Here is a 16,449-nt window from a genome sequence, read left to right on the forward strand (position 1 = left end):
ATCATTTTGTTATGAGGTAGAGGATAAACCCAACGCCGAGCTGTACTACGACAAGCAGAATGCCCAGTATCGAGAAGCCCCACGACACAAAAGACTTCAGGTCATCAATCCTGTTGTTGAGGTTGTTCGTCTCCTGAATGACGATGTCTATATCTTTGTCGTGCAGGTCTTTACGGACGAAGTCATTATCATTCATGGAGCTACCTCGACAGAAGCCACACGGTGAACGCACCTGCGGCAATCCAGGCCGACGCGATAAAGGCCATCTGCCGCCAAAAATCGCGCCACAGTTTCCTGCGCCATTCGTCATACGGAAGGACAGGATGACGGCGTTTGAGCTTTTCACGGATACTCATAGCTTTCACCTCATAAATTGTTCAGGGATAAGGAGATTATAGCATGCCTAACATCATACCTGAGAAGGTACTAAACTTTAACGTATACGCAGACGGCGGCCGCTTAATGGGCATTGCCGACGGAAACTTCCCGCCCCTCGAGCTGATGACGGCCGAAATCAAGGGCGCGGGCATAGCAGGAACTATCGACGCTCCGGGACTGGGACAGTTCGGTTCGCTGGTCATCACGCTGAACTGGCGGCTGACAACGCAAGACTACTGGGAACTTGGAGCACCGGGCGGGCACATTCTGGACATGTACGCGGCCGGACAGCAGATTGATGCGGGGACGGGAGACCTCATCGCGACGAGAATTCACGTGTTCGCGAAAGCTTTCACGAAGAAGATGGACCCGGGCAAGCTGGACGTAGTAGCGACGCAGGACGCTTCGACAGAGCACGAAGTGTACTACATGAAGGCCGATATAGACGGGCTTGAAGTGCTGGAGATAGACAAGATGAACTACATGTACAGGGTGAACGGCGTAGACTATCTTGAAGATGTCCGCGCCGCTCTGGGAATGAGGTAGCACGATGAAGATTGAACTCACCAAGCCGATACGCTACAAGGACACAGACATACAGACACTCGACCCTGACTTCGAAAGCCTCACAGGACGCGACCTCATCGACGCAGAAAAAGCCCTCCGTGCGCAGGGTCAAACCTTCTCCGCGTGGGAGTTCTCACGGAGCTACTTAGCGGCCATCGCGGCACGTGCCTGCGGGCTTCCCCGTGAAGTCCTCGAGGACATGAACGTTACTGACTTCACACGCATCACACTTGAGGCGGCGGCTTTTTTGGGCGGACAGGCCTCTGCGGCCTCAACGCAAACAAATTCCGACGACTAATCTTCGCGCTGGCTCTGAGTGAAGCTCACACGGGCATTGATGTGTGGCTGGGCATGACACTTCCTGAACTCTCAGAGTGGTGCTCCATCATCACGGAGCACTACAAAAAACAACATACAGCACAAAACCCCAGAACAGCGCACCAAAGAACAGCGCACCAATAACATTGAATGCTAATTTAAGCAGACGGGTTGAAAGCCTGTTGTTGAAGTCTTTCTCGAAGGCTTCAACATTCCGGCGGTAACGCGTCCAGTCTTCCCCTTCAAGGCCGCCGATATACTCCTTGAAGGGGTCATGATAACAGCGTCTGTAACTGTCATGAATACTCACAGCAATACACCCCGCAAAATTGATGATGGAATGCAGAAATCTTAACAGAAAGGAGGCCTGTAGTATATGGCTAAAATCTTGGAACTGGCTGTAAATCTTTCGATGCTGACCAGCGGCAACCTCATTCCCGAAGCCACTAAAGCGGGTCAGGCCATAGCCGCACTGCAGACAAGGGCTAAAACGCTTCAGGCCGCCACACGGCAGATTGAGGGCTTCCAGAAACAGCGCGCCTCATTGGAACAGCTCCGCGAGAAAATGGGGCAGGCTCGTGAACGCGTCAGAGTACTGCGCGAAGAGTTCAGCAAGACTAATGCCCCTACAGCAGCAATGCGCAAGCAGTTCGCAGACGCACAGAGACATGCGGGCATGCTGGAGGCGAAGTTCCAGACGCAGAGACAGAGGCTTGCCGAGCTGAACAGTGAGCTGATGAAAAGCGGCATCAACACCCGAAACCTGACAGGCGAACAGCAGAAGCTAGCCGCCGCGTCGGACAAAGTTAAAGCCGCTCAGGACCGCCTAGCGAACGCACAGAGCAAATTTGCGCAGATACGGGGACAATTGAGCTGGGACAACATGAAGAATGACCTCATTACGTCCCTTGCTCTAATCAAAACCTTTCAGGCACCTATAAAGGTTGACATGGATTTTGAGCAGGCGATGGCTCAGGTCAACTCTGTAGCCGCGCTCACTCAGGAACAGTTCACTTCACTGCGCAAACAAGCCCTCGAACTCGGAAGCTCGACGCAGTTCACGGCAACGCAGGCCGCCGCATCACAGGAAGTACTAGCCCGCGCCAATCTGAAGCCGCAGGAGATACTGGTAGCCCTGCCTCACATTCTGCAGACTGCTGGGGCTGAAGGCATGGACATTTCACAGGCCGCAGACATCCTCATCAACGTCACGAAGAACATGAACCTTCCCATAAGCGAGATGGGGCGGGTTGCCGACGTAATGGCCTACACATCTGCGCACTCCAACACGAACATTGCGCAGTTAGGTGAGGCAGCACTCAAAGCCGCAGGGCCTTTCGCGTCAATGGGCGGCAGTGTTGAGGAGCTGATGGCGACGCTCGGGGCTATGAGCAACACAGTACGCGGAGCTGAGGCGGGAACTGCGTTATCGAGTGTCCTCCGCAGGCTCGGCTCTGACCCCGCTCAGGCACGCAACGAGTTATCACGTTACGGCATCAGAACGCAGACGCGCAAAGGAGACTTTGCACCGTTCGCGGAAATCATCGCGCAGGTTGCACTGAAGGGCGAAAAGTTAGGCTCAAAGACAGCCGCAAGAATGAGGGGCAACATTTACGGGCAGTTCGGCGCGCAGATGCAGGGACTTGAACGCACCCTCATGAACGGGGAATATTCCGAGCTTCTGGAAGGGACGCAGAAGAAGAGAGACGGTGCGTCTAGCCGGATGAACGCAACACGCAACGACACTCTTAAGGGAGACATTACGTCGCTGGGTTCGGCGTGGGAAGGCCTGATGATACGTATCGGCAAGGCACTAGACCCGATAAACAGGTTTTTCACGCAGACGCTCACTAAGGGTGTGCAGAAGCTCAATGAGATTATTGACACGATGGGCCCGTTCGCAGATTTGATTGCGCAGGCCGCCTATTTTATCGGGGGCTTCATGGTGCTTCGGACCGTCTGGAAGTACCTATCTCTCTCAGTTCAGGCCTTCAAGGCGTTCATTGAGCTGAAAGGTGCAATCACTGCCATTGAGGGGGCTACGTCAGCGTTCGGGGGGTTGAGCTCAATGCTCAGCGGGCTGGGGGCAATCATCATGGCTCACCCCGTCATCGCAATAGGTACGCTCGTTGCAGGTGCTGTCGCTCTGGCCATCGCTAACTGGGATACCCTCAAAGAATGGTGGGCATCATGGGTACTGCCTAACGTCTGGGAGCCGTTGGCGCGTTGGTGCGAGGAAACTATCTCGTACCTTAAAGGGATATGGGAAGGCTTCACTAATTGGCTGTCTAACCTCAACCCCTTCAAGAACTGGGACAAACCCAGCGTTGACTTGGCCGCAGGCAAAGCGGCTGTACGGAGCGGGACTGTCCAGAACCTTGCTCCGAGCTACATGCAGGCTCACGCAACGGGAGGCATACTCACAACGCCACACATCGGGCTTGTTGCGGAAGACGGCCCCGAAGCAGTCATACCCTTGCGGGACAAAGCGCGCGGTGTTCCCTTGCTGATGCAGGCCGCTGAACTGCTCGGCGTAACTCCTGCGGCGGGAGGTTATCTCTCTCCGTCCGCTTCATCACCCGCTCCTGCAACCGTGAACATCACAGTGAACGTTCAGGGCAACTCAGAGGACGCGGGGCTTGCTGAAAGGATTGCGGCGGCTGTGAGGGACGCACTGTCGGACATCATGAGCCTCGAGGAGAGGGTGAGTTATGCCTAGCTACAAGACAACAAGCGGTGACACATGGGACTTCATCGCGTACAAGGCCTACAACGGGTTAGGGGGAGAAAAGCTCACGAGCCTGCTTATTGAGGCTAACCCCCAGTACAGAGAGACGGTTATCTTTAAGGCGGGCGTTGTGCTTGAAGTCCCGGAGGCGTACATTCCCGCGTCAAGGACTTTGCCCCCATGGATGAGATGAGAGGAGAGATTTACCACATGGCTGTTGATACGAAGAACTTTAAGGTGAAAGAATTTGCGTGCAAGTGCTGCGGCTGGAACATCATTGACCAGAGGCTGATTAACATGTGTCAGGCCTTGCGCGATGAATTAGGCGTTCCCGTCAAGGTGAACAGTGGGTGCAGGTGCAACAAGCACAACGCTGAAGTCGGCGGCGTACGGAACAGCACGCACACTCGGGGATTAGCGGCGGACTTGTCATGCTCTCTTGGAGCGGGGGCACTGTTCGCGGCGGCCAAGAAACTGCATGCGGCGGGCAAGCTCAATGATTTGTCGTACTGCATAAAGTACTCACGCTGGATACACATTGACTGCGGCGGGGCTCGAAAGCGTTTGTGGGAGGATAGGACGTGATGATTGATGCCCGGCTTCTTTTTGATGTGCACTTTCAGCAAGGGAAAAGGGCTAAGGATACGCTTCCTGCACCGGTTCATGCCGAAGAGGCTAATCATCATGTCCCGCCTGCTCCGCCGGGTGAAGGATGGCATACTGAGGAAGAACAGATAGGCAGTGTTGAGCACCGTTACAGAAGACTTATAAAAAGCTATTAGCTTTGAGCTCAAAACTAACTTCTCTGCTCCATTCCTCATTCATAGCGCTCGCTTTCACGGTGTTACTGCTACTTGCGTTTGGTGTAACGCTCCAGAGGCTTTAATTCCCGACTAACGTATCGGTACATATCAATATTCTCGTGTCAGTGAAATGTTATTGATTGTCCATAATGGTATAAATTCATGCTGGCGTTCAGGTCTCGGTCTATCACTGCACCGCAGTGCTCGCATCGATATATCCTGTCTGACAGCTTCAAGTCTGCCTTCTTGCGTCCGCATACTGAACACAATTTGCTCGACGCGTAGTATCTGTCTGCCGTGATAAACCTTATGCCGCACCAGTCGCACTTGTATCGCATTATCCTGTAGAACTCTGCTAACTTCTGCTCCTGTACAGCCTTCGCCAGATGTCTGTTCTTCATCATGCCAGCTACATTCAAGTCCTCCATGACTATGAAACTTGGCTCTCGCTTCACTATCTCGGTCGTGGCTTGATGTATATGATTGGCTCTGATGTTCGTCAGCCGATGGGTTAGCTTCAAAAGCTGGTGTTCGCTCTTTATAATGTTACGTGTCTTCCTGTAACTTTCTCCTTTCTTGTTCTTAGTGTATTTGCGTGAGATTTTGCGCTGTAACCGGCGCACCTTTTTCTTCAGCCGTCTCACTCGGCTTGTCTTGTTGATGTTCTTGTAGACGTGCCCTGAACTACATACCGCAAGTTCTTTCACGCCTAAGTCAATCCCGATGCCGTCGTGCGTATTCTCTGCTGGAGCTTTGTCCTCAACCTCAATTCCTACCGTCAAAAACCAGTGAAGCCCGTCGAATGATACGCGGGGATTAAAGTATTTTGTGTCCTGCGGGATACGGTCGTGCTCGGCAAGCCTGAACCAGTTAGCGCACTGGCGGCTCTTCTTCCTGCTGAGAGCTATGCTCTCCAGTTTCACGTGTGTCTGTGTGAACTTTATCTTCACGGGGTCAACGTAAAAGCTGGGCTTGCTACGTTTACGGCTCTTATACTTGGGAGGCTGGGATAAACCCTTGAAGAACTTTATGTACGCATCAGCGGCATCCTTGATGGCCTGCTTGCACACGTTGTTGCTGATTGTGTACAGCCATGCGTTTTTAGGCTCTCGCTTGAACTGCGTAAAACGTTTTCGGAGTTCGTAATCCTGCAAGAACTTTCCGCCTGCTTCACGAGTTCTCTTCTCTTCAGCCAATGCCCAGTTATAAGCGAACCGTGCCGTTCCCGCGAACTGGAACAGGCGTGTTCTTTGCCGGTTGTTGGGAATTAGCATGACACGGATGGTCTTAATCATCTTCATCACCAGCGTCCGCTAGTTCCTGTATCAACTTCTTGGCTTTATGAGCTCGTTTGCCTTGTAATTTACAGCTAAAGACTGTGATTATCTGTATCAAGTCTTCTACGAGCTCCTGCTGTTCAGTTTTTTCCACATGGTCAATGACTTCTATCTCGCATTGATGTAGGGTTGCGAACTCTTCAACAAGTTCAAAGCCGAAGCGCAGAAGCCTGTCTTTATACAAGATTACGACTTTATCGACGCGGTTGCTGTTTATCAGCTCTATCAGTTCTAAGAGGCCTTTGTTGCGGTAATTAATTCCGCTCCCGATGTCTCGAATTATCCTGAATGGCCTACCTTGTGCTAACAAATACGTCTGCATGTTCTCGCACTGTCGGTTGAGGTCATCCTTCTGTTTGTGGCTTGATACGCGGCAGTAACCGATTGTTATTCTCTTCTCCCGCCGGACGTTGGTAATTTCGTCAAGCTGTTCCTGTGAATAGTAGCGGTATCCGTTCGATGCAGTGTGATGGGGTTTGAGCTTCCCTGTCCTATCCCAGTTCCGAAGAGTTTGCGGGGTAACGCCCAGCAGTTTGGAGAACACGCGGATAGAGTAATATCGTGTCATCGTAAGCACCTCCTGAATAAATTATACAAGAGATAACTTATAATAACAACAATATATTTACAATATATTATAGATTTAATCTATCTGTTTACTACCCCCACTCCGCTTCACGTTCTCGTAGCTCGGACTTGATGATGTCCTTCACATCGCGGTAACTCAATCCGCCGTGCGGGGACTGATCATGATTGCGACCCTGCACTATGGGGATTGCTCCCACAATGAACGCTATCATCGCAAAGCCCCAGTACACCGTAGTCTGCACCCAGTCTATACGGTCGGTGTTGTGCTGTACCTCGATAGATAACGTCTCGATACGGCGTTCTACTGCGGCTACGCGGGCTTCCAGATGGTCAAGCCGTTCGCCTAACGCAGTTACCTTGCCGTCTATCGCTATGAGTATCTCTCTGTCGGAGCTGGTCATGCTGATTTCTCCTCTCTGTCATGAGACGGCGGAATGTACACAGGAACTTGGATGATGTACGGCGCAGGAACAGGCGACTTGTCATCATGCCGTCTGTCGGACAGCCACAGGTACAGCGCGGTGAACACGCCTAGTGCCGCAAGGAAAATGCCTATCGCACCAAGCACCCAGTAAACAGCAGTCGTCAGTGAAGCTATCTCACTGCGCATGAGACGCTGTTCTTCGCGGACTTCACGCAGGCCGGTTTCCAGCACATCCACGCGGGCCTCCAGACGGTCAAGCCGTTCGCCTAACGCAGTTACCTTGCCGTCTATCGCTATGAGTATCTCTCTGTCGGAACTCGTCATGCGGACTTCTCCTCTCTGTCATGAGACGGCGGAATGTACGCAGGAACTTGGATGATGTACGGCGCAGGAACAGGCTTATCCTCTTTCGGTGTTCCGCGCGACGGCCTTAATGCCATTGCCGCAAGGAAGACACCAACCGCACCAAGCACCCAGTACACACTGTGCTGTAGCGTCTGCTGGTCGTGCTTGATTATCGTTATGTCCTGCTCTACCGCACCAAGACGGGCCTCTATCCTGTCAAGGCGCGTCTCTATACCGTCAAGGCGGTGCATCAACGCTTCATCACGGCCCGCAGGTCGCAGTACTAATCCCTCAGCCCTGTACTGGATACCGTCAATCTCTACGTAAATTATTCTGTCGGAGCTAGTCATCATCATCATCATCTTTCTTTCGTTGGGGGAATGAGGCCATTATATCACGCAGGAGGTGAGACACGTGAAAGACCTCTACTCTCTATCCCTCAACGACATTACACCCCGCAACATCGCTGAAGACAGCAACATTTCAGCCCTGATCGCGGCGATTGACCCCGAACTTCAAGCCCTCTCACGGGGCAGCCTCGAGGCATTAATCTGGGCGCGCATCGACGAGCTCCCCGAGAACGTCATTGACCTGCTGGCTTGGCAGTTGCACGCGGACTTCTACGACTTGGCCGGAACTCTGGACGTTAAGCGCAAGGCCGTAAAAGACAGCCTCAAGTGGCACATGCACAAGGGCACTGTCTGGGCAATCAAGGACGCTCTCAGGCAGATTGACGTTGAGGCTACGTTCAGGCATTGGCACGACACAGGCGGTGAGCCCTACACGTTCGACCTTAAGGCCATCGTAGGCGGCGAGTTCTACCGTACTACGGGACGGGACAAACTGCAGAGCTCCATTCACCGCGCAATAGAGGAGAGCAAGGCCGCACGCAGTCTCATGAATGACCTCGACATCCGCATTGAAGTGGAAGATGACGCGGAACTTGCTACGGCAACCGTCAGCCTCGAGACAAGGGATGTCGCTTTAGGAGTGAATTTAGACGACATGCAGGAATTATTGTTACAGTTCGAGAAACGAATAATCAGCCGCATTGATTCGTACGAGAGCACGATACTTGCTGACCTCACAGCACAGCAGGCCGCGATTAACGCACGGCTTGACGCTATCATGGACATGCTACGCTGGAAGGACATGGAGGACGCTGAATGAACGGCCTCATCATCACAAACGCAGGCCTTAACCTGCTAGCGAAAGCTATCACTGGCAAGACACTGAACTTCACAAAGTGCGTCTGCGGTGATGGCTGGTTAGGCACGCGCAACCCCAAAGAACTTACCGCCCTCATCTCACAGAAACGCGAGCTCAGCATTCAGCGCATGACCGTTGCGTCTGTCGTTGGAACTGCGGAGTTCTTCCTCGAGATGACAAACAAGGGGCTGACGACGGGGTTTTTCGTGAGAGAGTTCGGCCTGATTGCCCGAGACCCTGACACTAACGCCGATGTCCTTTACGCTTATTGCAACAAGGGCAACGACGCAGGATACATTGAGCCCGACAATAACGTTGACCAGATAAATTACACGCTCTCTCTTGTTACGGTGATAGACCAAGCAAAGCACGTTACGGCCGTCATCAACAACACCAACCAGTACGTTACGTACGCGCGCCTTGACCAGAGATTTGATGACCTCTACGCGCCCTACACAACCCCTGCGGGCTTCTGGACTACAGCACCTTCAGGCGACAAGAGACTGCGTCCCATAACCATACCGCAGACAAAAGAGCTCCTGCTTGGAGGCATTGAACCCGCCGCTCTCGACAAACGACTTGAACGCGTTGAGGACGCTCTCTCTGAGTTGTGGCTTGCGGTTGAGACACAGCAGGACTTCGACGGTTTTTCGCACTTCATGGCCGAAGACTTCACGAACACGTCGATGATTGACACATTCCGCACGGACATGATTAAGGTTACGGCGGGGAGCTGGACGGCGGAGGCAGAGCCTGCAGACGGGCTTATCCCCGGAAGCTGGTACTGGCTCACGGACGGCGTTAGTTCAGAGCGCGTTCAGGTTACGGCGATCACAGAGGGCAAGAACTCTGTTACGCTGAAGTTCGACGGGCCGGTCATGAACACCTACCGCACGGACGGGACAATACTTTGCCGGACGACGGCCAAGATAACGGACGGAGAGGCTACGGGAGCGGGGGTGCTGAGCGTAAAGGTGTGGCCTGCAAATTTTGAGTGGTACGGCCTCAACACAAGCACTGATTTCAACAGGTACTTTGAGTTCTCCGTCGCTGATGTCGGTCGATACACGCTCTCGGGGTTCGCTAAGATTACGGGCGTGGATTACCTCATGCTTGCTGAGTAATGGAAGGTGATTGTTATGGCGAGAAGAACTTTTGACGCTAACATCAGGGCACTGCTTCACTTCGACTTCCCCTACTACGGGGAAACAGGAGACGGCCTCAGAGACGAGATAGGGCTGTTCACGTGGAGGCGGCAGGGGGGAGCGAAACTTGCGGGCAAAGAGATACCCTGCGACGAGCTCACCTCGGGTGTGCCGAAGTTCGGGTACAGGTGCTTGTACACCCGCAACGAAGCACAGTACATCACCGGCCAATCCTCTAATCACCCAGTGTTCACAAGCATTGTGGAGATATCCTGCTGGGTGCGCCCAATAAGCTTAGCGGGCGGCCTTATCTCACAGCTGAACTCTTCTGCAGGGTTGCCGCGCGTTCTCCTCAGGCTTGACGGTCAGGTTAGGCCGCAGATTGTCATCAACGCTTTCTCTGTTGAGCCGGACATCTCTCTTACGCTCAACACATGGGCGTTCATCCGCGCGCGCGTAGACATCACGAACAAGACGGTAACAATCATCATCAACGGCGGAACACCCTACGTGTACACGGGGATAGACAGTCTTTCCGCCATGCAGATTGGGAGCATAAACGTAGGCGGCCTCGACGGCATGATAGATGAGTTCTGCTTGTCGGCGGGAGCTGAAGACGGCGTTCCCGCATCACCGCGACAGGGCACTCTGAACGTCTACGACATCGGGGGCTTCGGCACTGGCGAACTCGGGGACGTTACCGTGAAGAAACGTACCCCCATATCAAGCGCGTGCTGTATCACGGGGTTTTCCCTGAAGACAGCTACTTACAGCAAGAAACGCACGATGTCTCTCGGCAAGCTTGCCGCTGGCTGGGAAGTCATGTTGCTCAACAACGAAACGGGCAAGTACCAGTTCACGAGGATAGAGAGCATGACCGACACGGAGATAACTTTCACGGACGCAATCACTATCGGGAGCGGCAGTGTTCAGTGCGTGAGCGTACCTAACTTCAACACTCTCACAGTTACGGATGAAGGCGTGCTCATTCCTCCGATGTGGACTGACTCATACCAGAGCGGAGGCATTATCGCTTTCAGGTGCAAGGGGGACTGCTACGTTGACGGCCGGATACACACGCACGCTTTCGGGCGGGCACGAACTGACCTGCGGGCAATAAGTCATCCCCAGCTCATCGACAACTTCATCGTGAACAGCGGCGGCGGTATCTTCATCGCATGCGGTGGAACTTTCACGGCGACATCATACGCACGGATAGGCGCGAACTGGTCGGGAGCAGGCAAGGGAGGCGCACCCGTTCTCGGAGGCGGTGGCGGTGATGGCGGAGCTGGTTACGGAGGAGCGGGAGGTTCTGACACCGACAACTCAGGCTTAGGCGGCAAGGGCGGCGTAGGCGGAGGCGGCGGCGCAGGAGACGGCGCATCAGGAGGAGACGCAGGCACTTCGGGAACAGGCGGCTACGGAGTCGACCTCACAGGCGAAACTTGCAGGGGCGGTACTCAGGCCTCAACAACCGGCGGCAATTCCCCCGACGCTACGGGAGACCTCGATACAGGAGGCGGCGGCGCAGGAGGGAATTCCGGCAGTGCAGGAGACGCACCCGGCCAAGCCTCAGGAGCATGCCTCATCCTCATCGCACAAAAAGTACGCGCCGACGAAAACGCCATCTCTACAGGCGGCAAGGGCGGAAGCTCAAGCGCAAACGCAAGCGGCGGAAGCGGTACGGGCTTCTGTTACATAGCTACACAATCATACGCATAACTACCTAGCTTTTAGCACTCGAACACTCTGACCGCTAAAATTTCACGAAAAAAAGTGCAATTCTCCTGAGCAGGAAGTTGTACTTTTTTTTACACAATTTTGGCACACGAGCAGAGAGACTGCTAAAACGTACGGAGAATTACTTACATGAGCAACATATCAATTGACCCTATACGCTGGCAGACAGACACTCTCAGCACATACGCTGAAGGCATGCTCGTTACGACAGACAGCGCACCGATGGACTTGTCGAGCGCAAACACGGTAACAGGCATTGAGGTGAGTGGCTACCAGCCCGACGGCACATCGCGTTACGTGGCCTTCAAGGTGAGGGGGCAGTGGGGGAGATTAACGGGCTCTGGGACATTCAGCGCATTCAGCACGAACAAGGCGGACATGAACACTCTCAGGGCCTACGGCAATACCCCTGAAGAATTAACAGCCCTGACGAACGTACCAGCACTTGCGGGGCAGAAGTTCGGCATTGCACTTGGCCTGAGCACAGACGATCTGAGCAGGCACATTCCGCTCATCTCACTGACCTTCAAGTGCCGGAGCACGGAGATACAGTACACAACATCGCAGTACTCCCCGCGCTACGACTTGGCCGCCGATGCACAGGTGATAAACATCTGGGCTGAAGCAGAGGGACAGCGGGATGGTATGTGCAACGTTTACGCACAGTACACAGCCCCTGACGGGCACTTGTCCGAGTGGACACCTATAAGCGACATGGCGGGTGTTTGCGCAAAAGCAGTCCAGCTCCGAGCAGACTTCTCAGTCCAGAGAGTAGGAGCGGCTATTCCTGACCGCGTCAATCTTGGCGTGGTGAAAGTTATTTACGCTACGGGGGGCGTGGTAATTCCGGGCTCGAGCGAGAGCGAACTGATCACGAAGACGGAGGACTGGTACATGCCGGTGCATTCCTGCAGGGTAACGGTCAACCACAGCGAACTTGAAGGAAGCACGCTGAAACTGTACGCGTCATTCCGCCCCGCCCCCGAAAGAGTAACGGGCACAACGCTGGGCACAGGCACAGGAGCAAGACAGACCTTCACGCTCCTGCACAGGACGGGCATAAGGCCGGACGGCTTTCAGCTGTACTACGACGGCGAGCCCGCAGTAACGGACTTTGAGGTGGACGGACAGCAGGGCACAGTGTCATGCACAGCCCCTGTAGGCACAATCATTACGTGCGATTACGAGTGTGGCTGGAGTGCTGAAGAGTGGCAAGAACTACCACTAACCTCACGGTACGACATGGGCACGCACATGAAATCCGAGTACCGGCTTGCAGTTCACGGAAACACGGACACATGCTGTGCACTGAGGGCAGTAACAACGACAGAAAGCGGCGTGATCTACGGGGAGGCTTTAGGCGCGGGGACAGGCCGTCAGAAAACCTACAAGCTCAAACATCCCGTAAAGGGCGGCGAAGTGAAACTTATCGTGAACGGCACACAGCTTTCAGAGAAGTACTTTGCTCTTCATGAAGACGCACAGCACATCACAGCGTCCGTAACAGCCGGGCAAGCCATAACAGCCAATTACGAATGGCAGAGCAATCCGCCATCAATCTACCAGATAGAAGCAGTGTTCAGCGAATGAGAGGTGAGAACGATGAGCACACAGCGCAGACCAAAGCCAATACCCATTCCCGAGCCTGAACAGAAAGAAGGTGAGGAAGAATGAGCAGGCCTAATTTCAGCGTCAAACACGTAGAGACACAATCCCAGCTTCCGGCCAAGCTAACGAAAGGGCGCGCGTACTTTGTCGATGACGAACAAATCATCATCGTTGATCACGGTTACGGCCCGGTAACATACGGCGGCAAGGTAGGAGCACAAGGCATACCCGGCGAACCTTTGCCGGTGATACAGGCACAGATAGACAGCCTGAGTGAAGCGTCATTGAAGATGCAGAACTACATGTGGGAAGAAAGCGAGTACGTCCGCACACATGATGAACGCCTTGAAGGTCTTGTCGATGACGCGCGTACAGAACTGCAGGCGCAGGTAGACCAGACAGCGAACGCGATACTGACTCTCACAGCACTGCTTCACGAGAAGTTCAACCAGTACGACAACGCAGTTTCAACGCTGGCCAAGACAATCGGCGAGATGTACCCCGACCCGCAGGAACAGTCCTACGATGACCCGCTGGACAACGAAACACTGTCAACAGAGGCGGGTACATGGACAATTCAACAGACGAACTTGAAGGACGGCACCATCGTCTTAGAGTTAGAGGCGCAGGAACTCCTGATTAACACGCTAACAACCGGCGACCGCGTCGAGTATGACGGTACGGACTGGAAGGTAGCGGACAAGCAGGAGACGGACGGGTTTATCACCCTAACATTAACCAATCTATAAGGAGGAACTATAATGCCTACGTACGGAATTAACGGAACAACCCTCAACCTCGAACACCTTGTGTTCAAGTGCAACAACGCGGCGAACTGGAGCGCGGACTATGTTCTTGCGGCGGGCGAACTCGGAGTAGAGCTCGACACCAAGAAGGTGAAGCTGGGCGACGGCTCAACAGTATGGAGCGAGCTGGGGTACTACAGCGACCCCGTAGTAAGCGGCCTCGTCGAGACTCTTACCGGCCGCGTAACCACAGCAGAAGGCACGCTGACATCACTGGGCACGCGCATGGACACTGCGGAGGGCAACATCACCTCACACGGGACGCGCCTTGACACAGCAGAGGGCAACATCACCTCACAGGGCACGCGCCTCACGACAGCTGAAGACGACATCGACGCAGTAGAGGGCAGACTTGATACTGCAGAGGCCGACATCGACGCGCTCGAGGCAAAGGACACGACGCACGAGTCGCGCATGACAGCGATTGAAGGTGTCAACACAGCACAGGGAGGGAGGTTAGACGCGCTCGAGGCCATAACGACCATCAGCGCGAATCCCTTTTCTGCATAACTGGTCTGTGATGCAGGCGCGGCTTGAGGCACTAGAAGGGCTCGTAGTTGACGTGAAAGACCTCGTGAACAGCGTAATCGGCAACTTCGAGCGTACATAAGAACATAGCCCCCTATAACAGGGGGGCTGTTTTTAGGGAGATGATAAGAAAATGGCAACGGATTATTCAAGGTGGTACAGAGTAGGGCAGTGCGCCGTAACCTACAACAGCAAGGCCGTTACGGGAACGAGTACCTATTGGAGCGCGTCAGGGCTGTTACCGGGGGACTTATTCACGACGGACAACGGGGCGACGTTCTACGAAATCGACACGGTAACGGACAACACGCACATAACGTTAAAGACGGCTTACACGCAGGGTACGGACAGCGCGAGCTCGTACGCGATAGTTCGCAACTTCACGGCGACGATGCCCGCACAGGTAGCGGCGCAGACGAGCGACCTTCTGCTGGACATGAGGCGATACCTCGATAACGACACGCAGACTCTGAGGGGCAAGAGTGCGTACGAAATCGCCGTAGCGAAGGGCTACACGGGCACAGAATCGCAGTGGTTAGAGAGCCTCATCGGGGCTGGGCAGTGGAACACGCTTGATGCGCGCACAGCGATACTCTCAGAGATGGCCGGTCCGACGCACAACAGCATTTTCAGGGGCAAGGACTTGGGCTCAACGATAACGGCCGCGCAGTACAACGCCATCAAGAACGGGACGTTCGATGACCTGTACATCGGGGATTACTGGACGTTCGACGGGATAAAGCACCGCATAGCGCACATCGACTACTACTACGACAGGGGAACGGGCTTCAACCCTACGGTCCAGCCCGGCGACATAGCCGCGAAGGGGTACGTGTACAACGCCTCCCGCACCCCCCATCACGTGATTCTGCTACCCGACGCGTCGATAATCACGGGCAAGTGGCACACTGAGGACACAATTCTGCAGGGTTACTACGGGACGAACTTCTGGAACGAGATACTGCCGCAGATCTACACGAAGCTTGCGGGCTACGTTGGAGCAGAGCACCTTCTGGAGTTCCAGCAGACGATGGCGAGCAAGATGAACGACGCGCACACGCAGGTGGGTTACACGACGCAGTACGTAATGGCGGGTCTGCTGAGCGTGCAGGAGCTGTTCGGTTACCCGAGCGTGAACAAGCGGAGTGAGAACTACACGAACATAGACAATATCTGGTGGACGGAGGAGTTTGCGCTGTTCCGCCTAGCGCCGCAGTACAGGTACAAGGTGGTCGGCTGCTGCCTGCGGGACATACAGGGCTGGTCGTCGTACTACGGGTGCCTACAGCCGCAATTGCTGTGGGTTTACGGCCAGGTCGCGGGGATGAACAGCGGCATGATGCAGAGCTTCATCACGCAGGACGTGTCGAGTGGTTTCCGGCCGTACTGGGGCGTAGCGGTGTACAACTAAGGGAGGAGAGTGAGCAGGAATGAGCAAGCTGAAGCTGAGCGGCGGTCGAGAGGTTGAGTGCGAGCGCAACGGTGACTTCTGGGAGTGTGCCGAGCCTGTAACGCGTTCGGACCTTGACGGAGTGAGCGTTGTTGATGACGACGGGAGCGTAGTCTTGGCCGGAGCCCTCGAGGTGCAGGCGGTGAGCAACGTCGGGGGAAAGTGCGGTGTGTGGCTTGAGGCGATGAGCGCGGAGAAGCTGAAGTTGGAGAAGGCTGCGGCGGATATAGAGTACGTCGCGATGATGGCGGGGGTGGAACTGTAATGAGCGAGTTTGCGCTGAAAGTGAAGAGATGGTACGTGCTGGGGCTGTGGAGTGAACAGCGGGTACGCGAGGCAGTAGCACAAGGGAAGCTGAGTGCGGAGGAGTTCAAGGCGATAACGGGGAAGGGACTTCTGGGGTAAGGTAAGAGATGAAGCAGGTGTGTAACTTTGAGACAGGTTGCATGCCTGCTAATTTTTTTTGTGGTATAAT

23 protein-coding genes are annotated in these 16,449 nt (G+C 54.4%); 15 read left to right on the forward strand and 8 right to left on the reverse strand.

Annotated elements, in window-relative coordinates; translation table 11 throughout:
• Position 1: 1 nt before the first annotated feature.
• Positions 2 to 196, reverse strand: coding sequence for a hypothetical protein (locus tag IJT02_02920; GenBank protein MBQ7543874.1), 195 nt, complete (start codon positions 194 to 196; stop codon positions 2 to 4).
• A 4-nt stretch (positions 197 to 200) separates the two neighbouring features.
• Positions 201 to 356 (reverse strand): hypothetical protein, encoded by a 156-nt coding sequence (locus IJT02_02925; GenBank protein ID MBQ7543875.1) that lies wholly within the window; start codon positions 354 to 356, stop codon positions 201 to 203.
• A 43-nt stretch (positions 357 to 399) separates the two neighbouring features.
• Here IJT02_02925 and IJT02_02930 point away from each other — a divergent pair, with 43 nt between their 5' ends.
• Positions 400 to 924, forward strand: coding sequence for a phage major tail tube protein (locus tag IJT02_02930; GenBank protein MBQ7543876.1), 525 nt, complete (start codon positions 400 to 402; stop codon positions 922 to 924).
• A 4-nt stretch (positions 925 to 928) separates the two neighbouring features.
• The gene (locus IJT02_02935; GenBank protein ID MBQ7543877.1) at positions 929 to 1,243 is read left to right on the forward strand and encodes a phage tail assembly protein; all 315 of its coding nucleotides are present in this window, start codon (positions 929 to 931) and stop codon (positions 1,241 to 1,243) included.
• 90 nt (positions 1,244 to 1,333) lie between these two features.
• On the opposite strand, the gene IJT02_02940 is transcribed toward IJT02_02935, so the two are convergent.
• Positions 1,334 to 1,573 (reverse strand): hypothetical protein, encoded by a 240-nt coding sequence (locus IJT02_02940; GenBank protein ID MBQ7543878.1) that lies wholly within the window; start codon positions 1,571 to 1,573, stop codon positions 1,334 to 1,336.
• Positions 1,574 to 1,639: 66 nt separating this feature from the next.
• Between IJT02_02940 and IJT02_02945 the strand changes: the two genes are divergently transcribed.
• From IJT02_02945 to IJT02_02960, 4 genes are read left to right on the forward strand one after another with little or no spacing between them, the layout of a single operon-like run.
• On the forward strand, positions 1,640 to 3,982 hold the full coding sequence (locus IJT02_02945; GenBank protein MBQ7543879.1) for a phage tail tape measure protein: 2,343 nt from the start codon (positions 1,640 to 1,642) through the stop codon (positions 3,980 to 3,982).
• Positions 3,975 to 4,184 (forward strand): tail protein X, encoded by a 210-nt coding sequence (locus IJT02_02950; GenBank protein MBQ7543880.1) that lies wholly within the window; start codon positions 3,975 to 3,977, stop codon positions 4,182 to 4,184. Before IJT02_02945 ends, IJT02_02950 begins: the two co-directional genes overlap by 8 nt.
• Before the next feature lie 17 nt (positions 4,185 to 4,201).
• Complete coding sequence (locus tag IJT02_02955; GenBank protein ID MBQ7543881.1) at positions 4,202 to 4,576, forward strand: peptidase M15; 375 nt, start codon at positions 4,202 to 4,204, stop codon at positions 4,574 to 4,576.
• A complete protein-coding gene (locus tag IJT02_02960) occupies positions 4,573 to 4,773 on the forward strand; it encodes a hypothetical protein (GenBank protein MBQ7543882.1) in 201 nt (66 codons plus the stop codon). The genes IJT02_02955 and IJT02_02960 overlap by 4 nt, the downstream gene beginning before the upstream one ends.
• Positions 4,774 to 4,916: 143 nt before the next feature.
• On the opposite strand, the gene IJT02_02965 is transcribed toward IJT02_02960, so the two are convergent.
• The 5 genes from IJT02_02965 to IJT02_02985 all read right to left on the reverse strand — a co-directional run bounded on the left by IJT02_02965 (position 4,917) and on the right by IJT02_02985 (position 7,850).
• On the reverse strand, positions 4,917 to 6,098 hold the full coding sequence (locus tag IJT02_02965; protein MBQ7543883.1) for a transposase: 1,182 nt from the start codon (positions 6,096 to 6,098) through the stop codon (positions 4,917 to 4,919).
• A complete protein-coding gene (locus IJT02_02970; GenBank protein ID MBQ7543884.1) occupies positions 6,082 to 6,699 on the reverse strand; it encodes an IS607 family transposase in 618 nt (205 codons plus the stop codon). The genes IJT02_02965 and IJT02_02970 overlap by 17 nt, the downstream gene beginning before the upstream one ends.
• 91 nt (positions 6,700 to 6,790) lie before the next feature.
• On the reverse strand, positions 6,791 to 7,120 hold the full coding sequence (locus IJT02_02975; GenBank protein MBQ7543885.1) for a hypothetical protein: 330 nt from the start codon (positions 7,118 to 7,120) through the stop codon (positions 6,791 to 6,793).
• The gene (locus tag IJT02_02980) at positions 7,117 to 7,467 is read right to left on the reverse strand and encodes a hypothetical protein (GenBank protein ID MBQ7543886.1); all 351 of its coding nucleotides are present in this window, start codon (positions 7,465 to 7,467) and stop codon (positions 7,117 to 7,119) included. The genes IJT02_02975 and IJT02_02980 overlap by 4 nt, the downstream gene beginning before the upstream one ends.
• Positions 7,464 to 7,850, reverse strand: a complete 387-nt coding sequence (locus tag IJT02_02985) for a hypothetical protein (GenBank protein MBQ7543887.1) — start codon at positions 7,848 to 7,850, stop codon at positions 7,464 to 7,466. Before IJT02_02985 ends, IJT02_02980 begins: the two co-directional genes overlap by 4 nt.
• Positions 7,851 to 7,902: 52 nt before the next feature.
• Here IJT02_02985 and IJT02_02990 point away from each other — a divergent pair, with 52 nt between their 5' ends.
• The 9 genes from IJT02_02990 to IJT02_03030 all read left to right on the forward strand — a co-directional run bounded on the left by IJT02_02990 (position 7,903) and on the right by IJT02_03030 (position 16,379).
• Positions 7,903 to 8,658: a phage tail protein I gene (locus tag IJT02_02990; GenBank protein MBQ7543888.1), complete on the forward strand. Its 756-nt coding sequence runs from the start codon at positions 7,903 to 7,905 to the stop codon at positions 8,656 to 8,658.
• Positions 8,655 to 9,821 carry a hypothetical protein gene (locus IJT02_02995; GenBank protein ID MBQ7543889.1) on the forward strand — a complete coding sequence of 389 codons (1,167 nt, stop codon included), beginning with the start codon at positions 8,655 to 8,657 and terminating at the stop codon, positions 9,819 to 9,821. The genes IJT02_02990 and IJT02_02995 overlap by 4 nt, the downstream gene beginning before the upstream one ends.
• A 15-nt stretch (positions 9,822 to 9,836) precedes the next feature.
• On the forward strand, positions 9,837 to 11,564 hold the full coding sequence (locus IJT02_03000; GenBank protein ID MBQ7543890.1) for a hypothetical protein: 1,728 nt from the start codon (positions 9,837 to 9,839) through the stop codon (positions 11,562 to 11,564).
• A gap of 147 nt (positions 11,565 to 11,711) precedes the next feature.
• Positions 11,712 to 13,172: a hypothetical protein gene (locus IJT02_03005; GenBank protein ID MBQ7543891.1), complete on the forward strand. Its 1,461-nt coding sequence runs from the start codon at positions 11,712 to 11,714 to the stop codon at positions 13,170 to 13,172.
• An 80-nt stretch (positions 13,173 to 13,252) separates the two neighbouring features.
• Positions 13,253 to 13,939, forward strand: coding sequence for a hypothetical protein (locus IJT02_03010; protein ID MBQ7543892.1), 687 nt, complete (start codon positions 13,253 to 13,255; stop codon positions 13,937 to 13,939).
• 12 nt (positions 13,940 to 13,951) lie between these two features.
• Complete coding sequence (locus IJT02_03015; protein ID MBQ7543893.1) at positions 13,952 to 14,506, forward strand: hypothetical protein; 555 nt, start codon at positions 13,952 to 13,954, stop codon at positions 14,504 to 14,506.
• Between the two features lie 151 nt (positions 14,507 to 14,657).
• Complete coding sequence (locus tag IJT02_03020) at positions 14,658 to 15,935, forward strand: hypothetical protein (GenBank protein ID MBQ7543894.1); 1,278 nt, start codon at positions 14,658 to 14,660, stop codon at positions 15,933 to 15,935.
• A 19-nt stretch (positions 15,936 to 15,954) separates the two neighbouring features.
• A complete protein-coding gene (locus IJT02_03025; protein MBQ7543895.1) occupies positions 15,955 to 16,239 on the forward strand; it encodes a hypothetical protein in 285 nt (94 codons plus the stop codon).
• Positions 16,239 to 16,379, forward strand: a complete 141-nt coding sequence (locus tag IJT02_03030) for an XkdX family protein (GenBank protein ID MBQ7543896.1) — start codon at positions 16,239 to 16,241, stop codon at positions 16,377 to 16,379. Before IJT02_03025 ends, IJT02_03030 begins: the two co-directional genes overlap by 1 nt.
• The last annotated feature ends 70 nt before the right edge of the window (positions 16,380 to 16,449 follow it).

The organism is Synergistaceae bacterium (genome assembly GCA_017450125.1).
GTDB lineage: Bacteria > Synergistota > Synergistia > Synergistales > Aminobacteriaceae > JAFUXM01.